The organism is Collinsella tanakaei, assembly GCF_021531055.1.
Classification (GTDB): Bacteria; Actinomycetota; Coriobacteriia; order Coriobacteriales; family Coriobacteriaceae; genus Collinsella; species Collinsella tanakaei_B.
The window spans coordinates 26,351-41,222 of record NZ_JADYTL010000004.1; the positions used below are offsets into that span (position 1 = coordinate 26,351).

Below are 14,872 nucleotides of genomic sequence, written 5' to 3' on the forward strand. Positions count from 1 at the left end.
TAGATTAATCTCATCGGACGTCGGGGACGTTTCCCGGCACAACCTTTCACAAGGAGGCCCACATGGTACCCACTATCGAGAAAATCGAGGTCTATCCGGTCGCTGGTTACGACAGCATGCTGCTCAACCTCTCCGGCGCCCACGGCCCGTACTTCACCCGTAACATCGTGATCCTCACCGATTCCGAGGGTGTCGAGGGTATCTCCGAGGTTCCCGGCTCCACCAAGATCACCGAGGTCCTGAACGAGATCGACGACCTGGTCGTCGGTCAGCCCATCGGTCAGTACAAGAACATCGTCAAGTCCATCCACGACAAGTACTCCGCGCTCGACGCCGGCGGCCGTGGCGACCAGACCTTCGACCTGCGTACCACCGTGCACGTCCAGACCGCCATCGAGACCGCGCTCCTCGACATCCTGGGCAAGCACCTGAACGTCCCCGTGGCGTCCCTGCTCGGCGACGGCCAGGTCCGCGACTCCGTGCGCTTCCTGGGCTACCTGTTCTATGTCGGTGACCGCAACAAGACCGACCTGCCCTACATCCACGATGATGACGACTCCGACGCTTGGGGCCGCATCCGCCGCGACGAGGCCCTCACGCCCGAGGCGATCGTCGAGCTCGCCAAGGCCGCGTACGAGCGCTACGGCTTTAAGGACTGGAAGCTCAAGGGCGGCGTCTTCTCCTGCCCCGAGGAGCTCGAGGCCATCCGCGCCCTCAAGAAGGAGTTCCCCAACGCCCGTATCGACCTCGACCCCAACGGCGCCTGGTCGCTCGCCGAGGCCGTCGAGAACTGCAAGGACATGGTCGGCATCCTGACCTACTGCGAGGATCCGTGCGGCGCCGAGGGTCGCTTCTCCGCCCGTGAGACCATGGCCGAGTTCCATCGCCTGACCGGTCTGCCCACCGCGACCAACATGGTCGCCACCGACTGGCGCGAGATGAAGGCCGCCATCCGCCTGGATTCCGTCTCCATCCCGCTGGCCGACCCGCACTTCTGGACCATGCAGGGTGCCGCCCGCGTCGCGCAGCTCTGCCACGACATGGACCTCACCTGGGGCGTCCACTCCAACAACCACTTCGACATCTCGCTCGCGATGGTCGCCCACTGCGCCGCCGCCGCGCCGGGCTTCTACAACGCCTGCGACACCCACTGGATCTGGCAGGACGGCCAGTTCCTCACCAAGAATCCGCCCAAGATCGAGGGCGGCGAGATCGCGGTGCCCTACGACGTGCCCGGCCTCGGCATCGAGATCGACCGCGACGCGCTCGAGAAGGCGCACCAGCTCTACGTCGAGAACGACCTCGGCACGCGCGACGACGCCGTCGCCATGCAGTACCTCATCCCCGGCTGGAAGTTCGACGGCAAGCGTCCCTGCCTCGTCCGCTAAGGGATATGCGCACGGCTCCGGCGGCTCAGGTCGCCGGGGCCGTCCCGCTCACCAGGAGATGCTCCGGATGCCGCATGGTGCACGGAACGTCCCTGTGCCTCATGGTACACAGGCTACTTTTTTGGTAGGAAATTCGCGCCGCCCTCGTCACACAGACTGTTTGCCCGCGGATGTGGGCGGCATATAAAAATAATGTGCAGCGCATTTCGGTATGCACGGTAAGGAGCACAGCATGGCTAAGTTCGATGTCGAGCGCCTGAAGGGCATCGTGGTGCCCATCGTCACCCCGGTGACCGACGCCTATGACGGCAAGATCGACGACGCGCGCCTGCGCGAGCAGGTCGACTATGTGATCGAGCACGGTGTTGACGGCATCCTGGCGTTCGGTTCCAACTCCGAGTTCTACATGTTCGACGACGACGAGATGATCGAGGCCACCAAGTCGATCCTCGAGGTCGCCGCCGGCCGCGTCCCGGTGTTTTTCGGTGTCGGCCACATCCGCACCTCCAAGGCCGTCGCGCTCGCCAAGCGCGCCGCCGCCCTGGGCGTGGACGCCGTGTCCGTCCTCACCCCGATGTTCATCCATCCCACCGAGGAGGCCAACTACCACCACTTCAAGGCGGTCGCCGAGGCCATCCCCGACACGATGATGCTCATCTACAGCAACCCCGGCCGCGCCGGCTACGCCATGACGCGCAACACCATCAGCCGCCTCGCGCACGACTGCGAGAACATCGTGGGCATCAAGGACTCCTCGGGTGACATCACCAACCTCCAGGAGCTCATCCGCCTGACCGCCGACATCGACTTCGCGGTGTTCGCCGGTAAGGACACCGTGGTGTTCCCCGGCCTGTGCTGCGGCGCCGTGGGCGCGGTCTGCTCCACCTCCAACATGTATCCCGAGCTCGTCTGCGGCATCTACGACAAGTTCGTCGAGGGCGACCTCGCCGGTTCGCTCGAGTACCAGACCAAGCTCAACCCCATCCGCCTGTCGCAGGACGCGGCGAGCTTCCCGGCGGCGACCAAGGACATGGCCAACCTCATGGGCATGAACGTCGGTCCGTCGGTGCTGCCCACCGAGTCCGCCGAGGGCGCCGTCATGGAGGGCATGAAGGCCGCCATGCGAGCCGGCGGATACCTCGAGTAGGTCTCCCCTTTTCTTGAGTCGGCCGCTTTCATGTGCGGCGGCCGGGCTCACCTTTCCATGCGCGCGGGACGTGTCCCTGCCTATATGGCGTCCCGCGCACCCGACATCGAGCGGCGGCGGCACAGCCGCCGATCCGATAGCACCACCCACCTCAACTAGCGATATCGAGAGGAGGTTTCCATGGACAAGCTTTCCGTTTTGATCGCATCCGACTCGTTCAAGGGCTCCGTGTCCAGCATGGGCATCGCGAACCTGCTCGAGGAGGGCATCCACCGTGTGGTTTCCGACTGCGAGGTCCGCAAGTTCGCTATCGCCGATGGCGGCGAGGGCACCGTCGAGGCCATCGTGTCCGCCACGAACGGCACGATCCGTGAGGTCGAGGTCTCCGGCCCGCTCGGCGAGACCGTGGTCGCGCACTACGGCTTCATCGGCGAGGACACCGCGATCCTCGAGATGGCCGAGGCCAGCGGTATCACGCTCATCGAGCAGAACAGCGACAACGCCCGCCGTGCGTCAACGTGGGGTGTCGGGCAGGTCATCCTGGACGCTGTCGACCATGGGGCCCGTCGCATCTATATCGGGCTGGGCGGTTCCGCCACAAGCGATGGCGGCGCCGGTATGGCCAAGGCCCTGGGCGTGCGCTTCCTCAACGCCGATGGCGAGGAGATCCCCTGCGGCCTGGTCGGCCTGTCCGAGCTCGCATCCATCGACTGCTCGCAGATGACCGACAAGCTCGAGGGCATCGAGGTTATCGCGCTCACCGATGTGACCAATCCCCTGACCGGCCCGGATGGCGCCGTGTGCGTGTTCGGTCCGCAGAAGGGTATCCCCGCCGACGACGTGACGAAGCTCGACGGCTGGATGGCCCGCTACGCCGAGATCCTCAACGCGACCGTGGGCCGCGCGGTCGACGCCGTGCCCGGCTCCGGTGCCGCCGGAGGCCTGGGTGCCGCCCTCGTGGCGTTCTGCGGCGCGCGCATCCAGCGCGGCATCGAGACGCTGCTCGACATCATCGGGCTCGAGGATGCCATGGATGGCGTCGATCTGGTCATCACCGGCGAGGGCCGCATGGACTCGCAATCCGCATTCGGCAAGGCGCCGATCGGCGTGGCCAAGCGCGCCAAGCGCCACGGCATCCCCGTGGTGGCGGTCGTCGGCGGCCGCGCCGACGATCTGGGCGGCGTGTACGAGGCGGGCATCGACCTGGTGCTCTCCATCGCCACCGGTCCGATCACGCTGGCCGAAAGCATCGCTCGTGCCGATGTTCTCGTTCCGATTGCGGGCGAGAACGCGATACGCGCCTTGCTTTTGGGTAGATAACGACGAGGCGCGCCACGGGCCCGTGCCCGAGGCGCGCGTCCGCGGCGATCCGTCGTCGCACCCCCATCGGGGTTCCCACCTGGCGACAGGTGAGAATATAGGCAGGCTGTTACAGATTTTGAGAGAAAGGACAGCAATATGAAGGTAGGATTCGTCGGTCTGGGCATCATGGGCAAGCCCATGTCCATCAACGTCCAGAAGGCCGGTCACACGGTGTACGCGTTCGACTTCCACATCGAGAACGCCAACGACCTCGTCGAGCTCGGTGGCGTGGCGTGCGCCAGCGGCAAGGAGGTCGCCGAGAACTCCGACGTCGTCATCACCATGCTCCCCAACTCGCCGCACGTCGAGAGCGCCCTGTTCGGCGAGAACGGCATCGCCGAGGGCCTTTCCGCCGGTAAGTGCGTCATCGACATGAGCTCCATCGCCCCGCTGGCGAGCCGCGACTTTGCCAAGCGCCTCGAGGAGATCGGTGTCGACTTCCTGGACGCCCCCGTCTCCGGCGGCGAGCCCAAAGCCATCGACGGCACCATCGCCGTCATGGTCGGCGGCAAGGAGGACGTCTTCGCCAAGTACGAGGATCTGCTCAAGACCATGGCTTCCACCGTCACCCTCGTGGGTGAGGTCGGCGCCGGCAACATCACCAAGCTCGCCAACCAGATGATCGTCGCGATCAACATCGCCGGCGTCTGCGAGGCCTACTCCCTGGCCAAGAAGGCCGGCGTCGATCCGGCGCGCGTCTACGAGGCCATCCGTTCCGGCCTGGCCGGCTCCACGGTCATGGACCAGAAGTCCCAGAAGATCTTCGACGGCGACTTCACCCCGGGCTTCCGCATCGAGCTCCACATCAAGGACCTGCAGAACGTCATGGACACCTCGCATCAGATCAACGTGTCCTCGCCGTTCTCCGCGCTCGCCATGGAGATCATGCAGTCCCTCAAGGCCCACGGCCACGAGAAGGACGATCACTCCGGTATCGCCGAGTGGTACGAGATGGTCAACGATATGAAGCTGCAGGGCTAGTCCCAGGCTTCGCTCGCGACAGCGTTCCATTGCATGATGGGCGGCACCCGGGGCATCGGGTGCCGCCCATTTTCGTTGCAGGGGAGCCGCGGCGTAGTTGTCGACGGCATGACACCTCGAATCATCTGACGAAGTACTTATGATTCCCTTATGGGGATATAAATGCTTTTGCGCAAGTCGCATATTTTGGGGCCATGGGGTAGAAGAGGAGTACGCCGATACGCGACCGTCGCGTATCGGACCTTCCAATCCGAGGTGATTTACATGTTGCCCTATGATTCCGATTTCGACTACAGGCGCGAGTACGTCGACCGGTGGAACACCGGCGTCCATCGAGCCAAGATCTGGATGATCGTGCTCGGTATCGTGCTGGTACTCGCCGGCGTGCTGAGCGCCGTGGCCCCGTACAGTCTGTACGCCTTCATGCAGATGGCGGTGGGAATCGCCCTGCTGTTCCACGGTGTCGGCCAGGTGGCGTCCTACTTCGGCACGCCCGAGTTCTTCCGCAGCTCCACCCTTGCGGTGTCCGGCGTGCTCAACGCCCTGCTCGGCGTGTTGTTCCTGACGCTTCCCGCGTACCTCACGGCGAGCACGCTCGTGTTTTTGCTGGCGTTCCTGTTCATCGTGACGGGGTTCGAGCGCCTGACGTTCGCGCGCCAGATGAAGTACTTCCAGCTGCCCTGCGCCGGTGCCGGTACCGTGACGGGCGTCATCAACATCGTCCTCGGCGTCGTGTTCATCCTGATGCCGATGTTCTCGAGCATCGTGCTCACCTACGTGATCGCGGCGTACCTGATCGTCGCCGGCATCACCCTCATCATCGAGGCGTTCACGCTCAAGCGTATCGAGCGGTAGGGGCATAGCGCCTGCCGCCGACTTTCAACCTTGTCCCCCTTTCTGTCGGGCCCCGCGTGTCCCCATGCGCGGGGCCCTTTCCGTGTGAGTCGGGATCAGCTTCGTGCCATCTTCCAGGCGTGCGCCGTGCGGCATGATCCCTCGAGGGTGACGGAGAGCTCGTCGGCGCGGGGGAACCAGCGTGTCGTCATGGTTGCGCACCCTCCGTTCGCAAAGACCTCGACCGTCGATTCGTCGATAAGGATGCGCAGGTCGCGCATGGCGTCGATGGGGCAGCGGCGCTCGGTGCGGCCTGCGCCGACCCCGTGGGGGTCCGCAAAGCGCATGATGAGCTCGTGCCCGTCGAAGCCGATTTCGAGCGCGCCGTCGAGCTTGATAAAGAACGGCCCTTCGATGCCCTCGATCCGCACGTCGGCACGGTGGGCTTCCAAGACGCTGGTGCCGGACGGGCAGCGGAGCGCCTCGCCCGCATGCAGCGCGTCCAGCTCGGGTGCGGGTTGCTGCGCGATGCTCCCATCCTCGGCGCGCGAAAGCACGCGCGGCACGGTGAGGCAGTGGCACCAGGAAAGGCCATCCGGCGCGCTCGTGAACGGTGCTTCGGGCATGCCCATCCAGCCGATGAGCAGCGTGCGATCATGGTCATCGACGAACGTTTGCGGTGCATAGAAATCGAACCCGTGATCCCACAGCGTGAATTTCGAGGTGGGAAGCACCGTGGTGCCCGAGCCGACATCCCGGCCGCCCTCGAGCGCAACGTACCCTGCTTGGTCGCGCATGCCGTGGGCCCAAAGGCGGTCGGCCATGCCCTGTGGACAGTAGGACAGATAGACATGCCCGTCGAGCGCGATCCGGTCGGGGCATTCCCACATAAAGCCGAACGGCGCGTCGGGGCGGATGTCGCCGGCAGCGCTCCAGGCAAGGCCATCCGCAGAACGCAGAACGAGCAGCCGCCCGCGATCGTCGGTGTCGCGCGCGCCCAGCAGCATCCACCACATGCCCTTGTCGTCGCGCCATACTTTGGGATCGCGCACGTGGCGCGTGCACCAGGAGGGATAGTCCGCCTCGCGCAGGAGCGGCCGCTTGGGGCCGAGCGCTCTGCCGTCCTCGCTCTCGACGAGGATCTGCGTGGCACGCCGGCCGTCATGCACGTAGTCGAATGCACCGGGCTCCTTGACGTTGCCGGTGTAGTACAACCGCAACAGGTTGCCACCGTCGCTTGCGGCGTGGGGCACCACGACGGCGCACCCTGAGTACGACCCGGAGGTCTCGTCGGGCGTGTCCGGCGAGATGACCATGCCGTGATGATGCCACCGGACGAGGTCGGTGCTCGTGGCGTGCCCCCAGCCGCGCGGCGCGTCCGGCGCGGGCCAATCGGGGCTGTACTGGTGGAACACATGGTAGACACCGCGGAACTGGCACAGGCCGTTGGGGTCGTTGAGCCAGCCGGTCGGTGGCGCTAGGTGAAAGCCGGGTTTCCAGCGATCGGTTGCCATGGTCTTCTCCTCAGTGGTGGATGGTTGGGGACGGATGGTTGGGTTGGTTGGGGACGTGTTCGTTTCAACCCATTCGTGCGAGCCCAAGTCAGGCGGTCGTCGTGGCGGACGGGGCATGACGAACGGCGGTTGCACAGCGTGATGCTCGCGGATCGCTGCCTGAGCCGGTCTTCGCTCACACGCACACGGCCGCCGGGCGCCTCCGCGCTCATACGCATCCTCGCCCGGCGGCCCAGAAGGGGTTAGTGAACCTTGATGATCGGATCACCCACGGTCACATCGCCGCTCGCGCAGGGCTCGACGGCCTCGTACGCCGCGGTGTTGGTGATGATGATCGGGGTCACGGTATCGAGTCCCTGCGCCTTGATGTAGGCGAGGTCGACGTCCATGAGCGGCTGTCCGGCCCTCACATGGTCGCCCACCTTGACGTGCGGGGCGAACGGCTTGCCCTCCAACCCAACGGTATCGATGCCGATGTGCATGAGGATCTCGGTGCCGGCGTCGGTCATCACGCCCACGGCGTGACCGGTGTCCGCGAGAACGATCACCTTGCCGTCGGCGGGCGCGTGCAGCGTGCCCTCGCTCGGCACGATGGCGATGCCGGCACCCATGGCCTCGCTGGCAAAGACCGGATCCGAGACCTCCTTCATGGGAATCGCCGTGCCCGCCATGGGGGAGACGATGGTCGCGGGCTGGACGTCGGATGCGACGCTGCCGTTCACCGCGGCGATGGCGGCATCTGCTGCGGCAGCGGACACCGCGGCGGCCTCGGCTTCGTCGCGAGCGGTGGCGTTGACGGATGCTTGGACGGTCGCGTTCGTCGTGGGCTCCGCCTGGACGGCCTCAGCGTTCGGCGTCTCATCGCGATAGAGCATGTAGGACAGGCCGAAGGCGACTAGACCGGCGATAGCGAACATGATGATGTACTGGATAGGCTGGTTCAGGCACAGCAGGATGCCGAAGATACCGGTGACGCCTGTGCCGGCCGCGGCGAGGCCCACGATCGAGGCGAACATGGCGCCCAGACCGCCGCCGATGCAACCGGCGATGAAGGGCTTGAAGAAACGCAGGTTCACGCCGAAGATGGCGGGTTCGGTGATGCCCATGAACGCGGAGAGCGAGGAGGGCAGGGCGAGCGAGCGGATCTTGACGTCGCGGGTCTTGAGTGCGACGGCGAGCGCAGCGCCGGCCTGGCCGATGTTGGCGGCCGATGCCAGCGGCAGCCAGTAGGTCACGCCGTACGTCGCGATCTGGCCGAGGTCGATGGTGGTGTACATCTGATGGATGCCGGTGACCACGGTGGGGGCGTAGAGGGCGCCCATGATGAGCGAGCCCAAGCCGAGCGGCAGCGTGAGCAGGAACTGGATGCCGCCGAGAATGGCGTTCTCGGCCCAGACGAAGATGGGGCCGACGGCGAGCATGGTGATGTAGGCGGTCGCCGCCACGGACACGAGCGGCGTCACGAACAGGTCGAAGGCCTCGGGTACGACCTTGTGCAGGCGCTTCTCGATAAAGGCGAGGATGCCGGCGGCGATGACGATGGGGATGACATGGCCCTGGTAGCCGGTCCATTCGATGGAGTACAGGCCGGGGATCACGGCGTAGGTCTGCTGCACGCCCTCCGTTGCCACGGTGTTGGCGTTTTGCAGGCCCGGGTTGATGAGCAGCATGCCCATGACCGCGCCGAGGTACGGGTTGGCCCCGAAGGCGCTGGCGGCGGAGTAGCCGATCAGGATCTGCAGGAACGTGAACGCCGTGTTGGAGACGAGATTCAGGATCTGGTACCACGCGTTGTCGGTGCTGAGCGTGATGAAGCCGTTGGAATCCATGAATGACAGGGCGCTCATGATACCGAGCAGCAGGCCGGAGGCTACGATCGCCGGGATGATGGGGACGAAGACGTCACCCAGCAGCTTGATGGCGCGCATGAACGGGTTCTTCTGCTGCTCGGCGGCCGCAGCCTTGGCCTCGGCCTTCGTGGCGGCGCTGATGTGACCGAGCGCGATGAACTCGTCGTAGACTTTGTTCACCGTGCCCGTGCCGTAGATGACCTGCAGCTGGCCGGACGCCTTGAAGTTGCCCTTCGCGCCGTCGGCGTTGTCGACGGCTGCCTGGTCGACCTTCGAGTCGTCGGCGAGCACCAGGCGCAGGCGCGTCGCGCAATGCGCGGCCGAGACGACGTTGTCCGGGCCGCCGATCGCGTCCAAGATCTCCTGGGCGGCTTTGGTATAGTCGAGAGCCATTGAAACCCCTTTCTTCGATGGCTTCCTCGTTAGGCGGGAACGTTCTCATGTGTAATCGTTCTCACATTTACCGTGATACTACAAACGCCTCTGGTATCACTATATGAAATCGATTCCAGTCATGAACGGTAGCAAACAATCGGTGGATGGCAATTTGTTCGACTGACAAGTTTGCGACAAGATGGGGCCGGGTTCGACAAGATGGGGCCGGGTTCAAACTTGTCGGCCGCCCCATCTTGGCGACAAGTTTGAACCTGGCCCCATCTTGTCACGACAAGTTTGAACCTGGCACCATCTTGTCGGTTGTCGCGTTAGCGCGTCGAGGCGCGTTCGACGACCTCGTAGCCCATCTTGATCTCGCGCGGGATGGAGTCGTCGCCCGTCATGATGCCGAGCAGCATCTTGGCGGCCTCGACGCCGGAGGTCTTGTAATGATGGTGCACCGTGGTCAGGCGGGGCATCACGACCTGCGACAGCTCGCCGTCGCCCACGCCGGTCACCTGCACGTCCTCCGGCACGCGGATACCGTGTTCGCGCAGGTAGGTGAGAGCGCCGTAGGCGATGGAATCGGTCGCGCACACGAGGGCGTCGGTGTCGGGGTGCGCCTGCATGATGGCCTCGGCGCACGAATAGCCCGAGTCCACGGTGAACTCGGCACGCTGCTGTGCGTCGTCGGGCACGTCGATGCCATGCTCGGCGCAGGCGTCCACAAAACCGCGATGGCGCATCTCGCCGGCGGAAACGTCCTCCTCGAGCACGCCGATGTACCCTGGGTGCTGCGCGTTCGCGAGCACGAGCTCGGCGATGTCGTGCATGGCGCGGTAATCGTCCTGGTGCACGCAGGAGTAGCCCGACAGGTTCTGGTCGAGCACGACGATGGGCACGTGGAGCCCCTCCATGGCGGCGAGGTGCTCCGGGGTGAAGACCGTCGCGATCAGGATGATGCCGTCCACCTGCCGGCGCTCGGTGAACAGCCGCATGAAGTCGACCTCGCGCGCGGCGTCGTTGTCCGTGTTGGCGAGCAGGATCTGGTAGCCGGCGTCGTTCAAGACCGACGAGATGCCGGCGACCATGCGCGAGATGGAGGCGGAGTTGATCTTGGGGATGATGACGCCCACGACGTCGGTCTTGCCGGTGCGTAGCGTCTTCGCCTGGCGGGAAGGGACGTAACCGGTCTTGTCGATCACGCGTTTGATGGCGGCGCGTTTCTCCTGCGAGACGTAGCCGTCGTTCAGGTAGCGCGAGACGGTCGCCCGAGAGACTCCTGCCATCTGCGCGATCTGGTTGATATCCATGCCCCGTCCTCCTTCCAGGTTGTGAGGATTGTAACGCAACCGACAAAACCGCCGAAAGGGGCCGGACAGCTATCGGTTGAAGCGGAAGGATCGAGCGTGGGTTACTTGGGGACGTGTTCCCCACAACCCATGATGGGTTGGAGGGAACACGTCCCCAACCAACCCCGGAAGGCTGTCCGCCCCGATCGCGTTCTATACTTGATTCATTGCGAAAGGAGAGGCCATGGAGCGTGAACGGTACGAGCAGCCGACGCATATCGAGGTGCGCGGAGCCCGCGTGCACAACCTCAAGAACATCGATGTGAGCATCCCGCTGAACCGGCTGGTGGGCATCGCCGGCGTGTCCGGCTCGGGCAAAAGCTCGCTCGCGCTCGGCACGCTCTATGCGGAAGGGTCGCGCCGCTACCTGGACGCGCTGTCCACCTACACGCGCCGACGCATCTCCCAGACCGGTCGCGCCACGGTCGACGAGGTGCTGCACGTGCCCGCCGCGCTCGCCCTGCGCCAGCGTCCGGGTATCCCCGGTGTGCATTCGACGTTCGGCACCTCCACCGAGCTACTCAACTACCTGCGTCTGCTGTTCTCGCGCCTAGGCAGCCACGTGTGCCCTAACGGCCATCACGTGCCGCCGTCCATGGATGTTGCCCTCGGGCAGATGACGACCTGTCCTGTCTGCGGCGTGCAGTTCATGGGGCCGGGCGCGGAGGACCTCGCCTTCAACAGCGGCGGCGCGTGCCCGACCTGCGGCGGCACGGGGATCGTGCGCCGCGTGGACGAGGCGAGCCTCGTGCCGGACGAGAGCATCTCCATCGACGACGGCGCGGTGCTGCCGTGGGGTTCGCTCATGTGGGATCTCATGAAGCAGGTGTGTGGCGCGATGGGCGTGCGCACGAACGTGCCGTTTTGCGAGCTCACGCCCGAGGAGCGAGACATCGTGTTCCACGGGCCGGCGGTCAAAAAGCACATCCTGTACCAGCCCAAGAAGGGTAACGACTTCGCCGAGCTGGACTTCACGTACTTCAACGCGGTCTACACGGTGGAAAACGCGCTGTCCAAGGTCAAGGACGAGAAGGGCCTGGCGCGCGTGTCGCGCTTCCTGCGCGAGGAGAGCTGCCCGGACTGCGGCGGCACGCGCCTGTCCGAGCGCGCCCGCGGCTCGCTTGTCGACGGCATGACGCTGGCGGACGTCACCGCCATGACGCTCGACGAACTGGCGATCTGGGTGCCGACGGTGCCCTCGCTCGTTCCGGAGGACATGCGATCCATGGCGCGCGCCATCTGCGCCGAGATGGCCGAACCCATGGAGCGGCTGCAGCAGCTCGGCTTGGGATATCTGTCGCTCGACCGCGCGAGCTCGACGCTCTCGACCGGCGAGCGCCAGCGCGTGCAGCTCGCCCGTGCCGTGCGTAACCGCACCTGCGGGGTGCTCTACGTGCTGGACGAACCGTCGATCGGCCTGCATCCGTCCAACGTCGAGGGTCTGCTCGGCGTGGTGGACGACCTGCTCGCCGACGGCAACTCGGTGGTGCTCGTGGACCACGACGTGCGCGCGCTGCGCCATGCGGACCACTTGATCGAGATCGGTCCCGGTTCGGGTGCCGACGGTGGGCAGATTATCGCGCAGGGCACGGTGGCGCAGGTGGAGGCTTCGCCCGCCACGCGGATCGGGCCGTTTTTGTCGGGCGAACGACGCGTGCGGGTGCGGGAGCGCGTCGATGCCGCCGAGGTGTTCTCCGCGGGCGCGATCGAGCTTGAGACCGGTGCGATCCATACGGTCAAGCCCCTGGAGGTGCGGATTCCGCGCGGGCGCCTCACGGCGGTCACGGGCGTATCGGGCTCCGGCAAGACCACGCTCGTGCTGGAGAGTCTGATCCCCGCGCTGCGAGCCCAGTGCCAGCAATGTCAAAAAACCCCTGGGGTTTTGTTACCGTTGCCGGAGCATGTGCGCAGGTGCGAGCCGGGCGGCATCGCGCGTGCGAACCTGATCGACGCCACGCCGATCGGCGCGAACGTGCGCTCGACGGTCGGCACGTATTCCGGTGTCCTGGACGACCTGCGGCGTGCGTACGCCAAGCTGCCCGAGGCGCGCGAGCGCGGTCTCAAGGCGGGCGCCTTCTCGTACAACACCGGCTCGCTGCGCTGTCCGACGTGCGACGGCACGGGGCAGATCTCGCTCGATGTGCAGTTCCTGCCGGACGTCGACATCCCGTGCCCGGACTGTGGCGGCACGCGCTACGCGAAGGAGGCCGACGCCATCAAGCTCGCAGGCGACATCTCCCTGCCCGAGCTGCTGTCCTACACCGTCGACCAGGCAAGCGAGGCGCTGGCCGAGACGGGCCTGCGCACCGTCAAGGCAAAGCTCCAGGTGTTGCACGATCTGGGACTCGGTTACCTGACGCTCGGCGAGGCCACGCCGGCGCTGTCGGGCGGCGAGGCGCAACGGCTCAAGCTGGCAAGCGAGCTCACGCGCCGGCAGGACGATGCCCTGTTCGTGTTCGACGAGCCCACGATCGGTCTGCATCCGCTCGATGTCGAGGTGCTGCTGTGCGTACTGCAGCGGCTGATCGACAATGGGGCGACCGTGGTGGTGATCGAGCACGACTTGGATATGATCGTCAACGCCGACTACGTGATCGACATGGGGCCCGGCGGGGGAGAGGACGGCGGCCGCATCGTGTGCGCGGGCACGCCCGAGCAAGTTGCCGCTTGCCCCGACAGCATCACCGGCCGCTACATCGCAGAAGAGCTGGAAAAATAGGGACAGGCACTTTTTTCCCACCTCGCCCGTAGAAAAACCCCGGGGGTTATTTTACACGGAGCCATGTCGCACATGGCTCCGTGCAAAATAACCCCCGGGGTTTTTCTACGGGCGAGGCCCCGTGCGGGAAACATGCCCTAGGCATCGAGTTGATACATCAAAATAACCCCCCTGGGGGGTCTTCTACGTTCACATCGTCGTCGTTCGGCCCACTTTACTCAAAAAAGTTGACTAAAAAAGTTGAACAAACTGTAGTAGAGCGCAGATGCCCTTCGAGCTGAGGATGTGCGGAACTCGTTATGCTCGTTTGCGACATCGCGTTCTATATATGTGCGGGGCACAAGCACCGTAGCCAAGAACAGAAAGCACCCGAAAGGACCGCTCGTATGAAAAGCTACGGCTATGCCCGTGTGTCGTCGCGTGACCAGAATCTCAACCGCCAGCTTGATGCGCTGCAGGCGTTTCCGCTAAGCCCCGAATCCATCTATGTCGACAAATGCACGGGGGCGACTTTCGACCGACCGCGGTATCAGGCGCTTGTCCGCAAGATGCAGGCGGGCGACGTGCTGGTGGTCAAAAGCATCGATCGTTTGGGCCGCAACTACGCCGAGATCCTCGACCAATGGCACAGCCTCACGCGCGATTTGGGCGTGGACGTCGTGGTGCTCGATATGCCGCTGCTCGACACGCGCGGCACGTCGACGGAGGGGCGCGACCTGACCGGCCAGTTCATCTCGGACGTCGTATTGCAGCTGCTGAGTTATATCGCGCAGGTCGAGCGCGAGAACATCCATCAGCGCCAGGCGGAAGGGATCGCGGCGGCAAAGGCACGCGGCGCCAAGTTCGGCCGCCCACGCAAGCAGCCGCCCGCGGACTGGGAGGGCATTCGCGATCGAATCGCATGCGGCGAGCTCACGCAGGTCGAGGCGGCGCGTCAGCTGGGAGTCTGCCGCAATACCTTACGGCGATGGCTCAAGGAGGACCAGACGGCCGAGCCGTCGTGCGCAAGCCGGTAGGGGTAGGGTGCCAGACGGTGTCCGCCGCCCACGAGGGTGCCAACTACATCTGACGCGCACGCGCCGGGTGAACTACAACACGTAAAACAGTATGGATGTATCTCGCATAAACACACCGAGGGGGTCTATGCAGCGCGCTGCCAAGCGACCTCCCCGCTTGTCGAGATGCGTCGACACCTCATGCATGCCGCGACACTAAATCGAAACACGCGGTGCGCAAACGGAATAACCGCAGGAAAGCCGCGCCATTCGGCCGAAACGTTCGAGGGGATTTGTAAAAAAAAGTAGACTTTTTTGAACTCGTCTATCGTGTGGTCCAACCCATCCGACTTCC

General features: G+C 64.9%; 10 protein-coding genes. 7 read left to right on the forward strand and 3 right to left on the reverse strand.

The features are described 5' to 3' along the window. Window positions 1-62 precede the first annotated feature (62 nt). The 5 genes from I6E04_RS04835 (at window position 63) to I6E04_RS04855 (ending at window position 5,733) form a co-directional block, all read left to right on the forward strand. Window positions 63-1,388 (forward strand): enolase C-terminal domain-like protein, encoded by a 1,326-nt coding sequence (locus I6E04_RS04835; RefSeq protein ID WP_235422036.1) that lies wholly within the window; start codon window positions 63-65, stop codon window positions 1,386-1,388. 232 nt (window positions 1,389-1,620) lie between these two features. Next, on the forward strand, window positions 1,621-2,535 hold the full coding sequence (locus I6E04_RS04840) for a dihydrodipicolinate synthase family protein (RefSeq protein ID WP_235422037.1): 915 nt from the start codon (window positions 1,621-1,623) through the stop codon (window positions 2,533-2,535). Between the two features lie 180 nt (window positions 2,536-2,715). Then, window positions 2,716-3,855, forward strand: coding sequence for a glycerate kinase (locus I6E04_RS04845; protein ID WP_235422038.1), 1,140 nt, complete (start codon window positions 2,716-2,718; stop codon window positions 3,853-3,855). A gap of 138 nt (window positions 3,856-3,993) precedes the next feature. Then, window positions 3,994-4,878: a 2-hydroxy-3-oxopropionate reductase gene (gene garR / locus I6E04_RS04850; protein WP_235422039.1), complete on the forward strand. Its 885-nt coding sequence runs from the start codon at window positions 3,994-3,996 to the stop codon at window positions 4,876-4,878. Between the two features lie 264 nt (window positions 4,879-5,142). Next, window positions 5,143-5,733, forward strand: coding sequence for an HdeD family acid-resistance protein (locus I6E04_RS04855; protein WP_235422040.1), 591 nt, complete (start codon window positions 5,143-5,145; stop codon window positions 5,731-5,733). Window positions 5,734-5,828: 95 nt separating this feature from the next. Here I6E04_RS04855 and I6E04_RS04860 read toward each other — a convergent pair whose 3' ends face one another. The 3 genes from I6E04_RS04860 to I6E04_RS04870 all read right to left on the reverse strand — a co-directional run bounded on the left by I6E04_RS04860 (window position 5,829) and on the right by I6E04_RS04870 (window position 10,764). After that, window positions 5,829-7,226: a glycoside hydrolase family 32 protein gene (locus tag I6E04_RS04860; protein WP_235422041.1), complete on the reverse strand. Its 1,398-nt coding sequence runs from the start codon at window positions 7,224-7,226 to the stop codon at window positions 5,829-5,831. Between the two features lie 242 nt (window positions 7,227-7,468). Next, window positions 7,469-9,469 (reverse strand): PTS beta-glucoside transporter subunit IIBCA, encoded by a 2,001-nt coding sequence (locus tag I6E04_RS04865; RefSeq protein ID WP_235422042.1) that lies wholly within the window; start codon window positions 9,467-9,469, stop codon window positions 7,469-7,471. A 311-nt stretch (window positions 9,470-9,780) separates the two neighbouring features. Continuing rightward, the gene (locus tag I6E04_RS04870) at window positions 9,781-10,764 is read right to left on the reverse strand and encodes a LacI family DNA-binding transcriptional regulator (RefSeq protein WP_235422043.1); all 984 of its coding nucleotides are present in this window, start codon (window positions 10,762-10,764) and stop codon (window positions 9,781-9,783) included. A 223-nt stretch (window positions 10,765-10,987) separates the two neighbouring features. On the opposite strand from I6E04_RS04870, the gene I6E04_RS04875 reads away from it, so the two are divergent. Next, entirely contained in the window at window positions 10,988-13,522 is a 2,535-nt protein-coding gene (locus tag I6E04_RS04875) for an excinuclease ABC subunit UvrA (protein ID WP_235422044.1), read from the forward strand. 386 nt (window positions 13,523-13,908) lie between these two features. After that, entirely contained in the window at window positions 13,909-14,538 is a 630-nt protein-coding gene (locus I6E04_RS04880) for a recombinase family protein (RefSeq protein ID WP_235422045.1), read from the forward strand. Window positions 14,539-14,872: the final 334 nt, after the last annotated feature.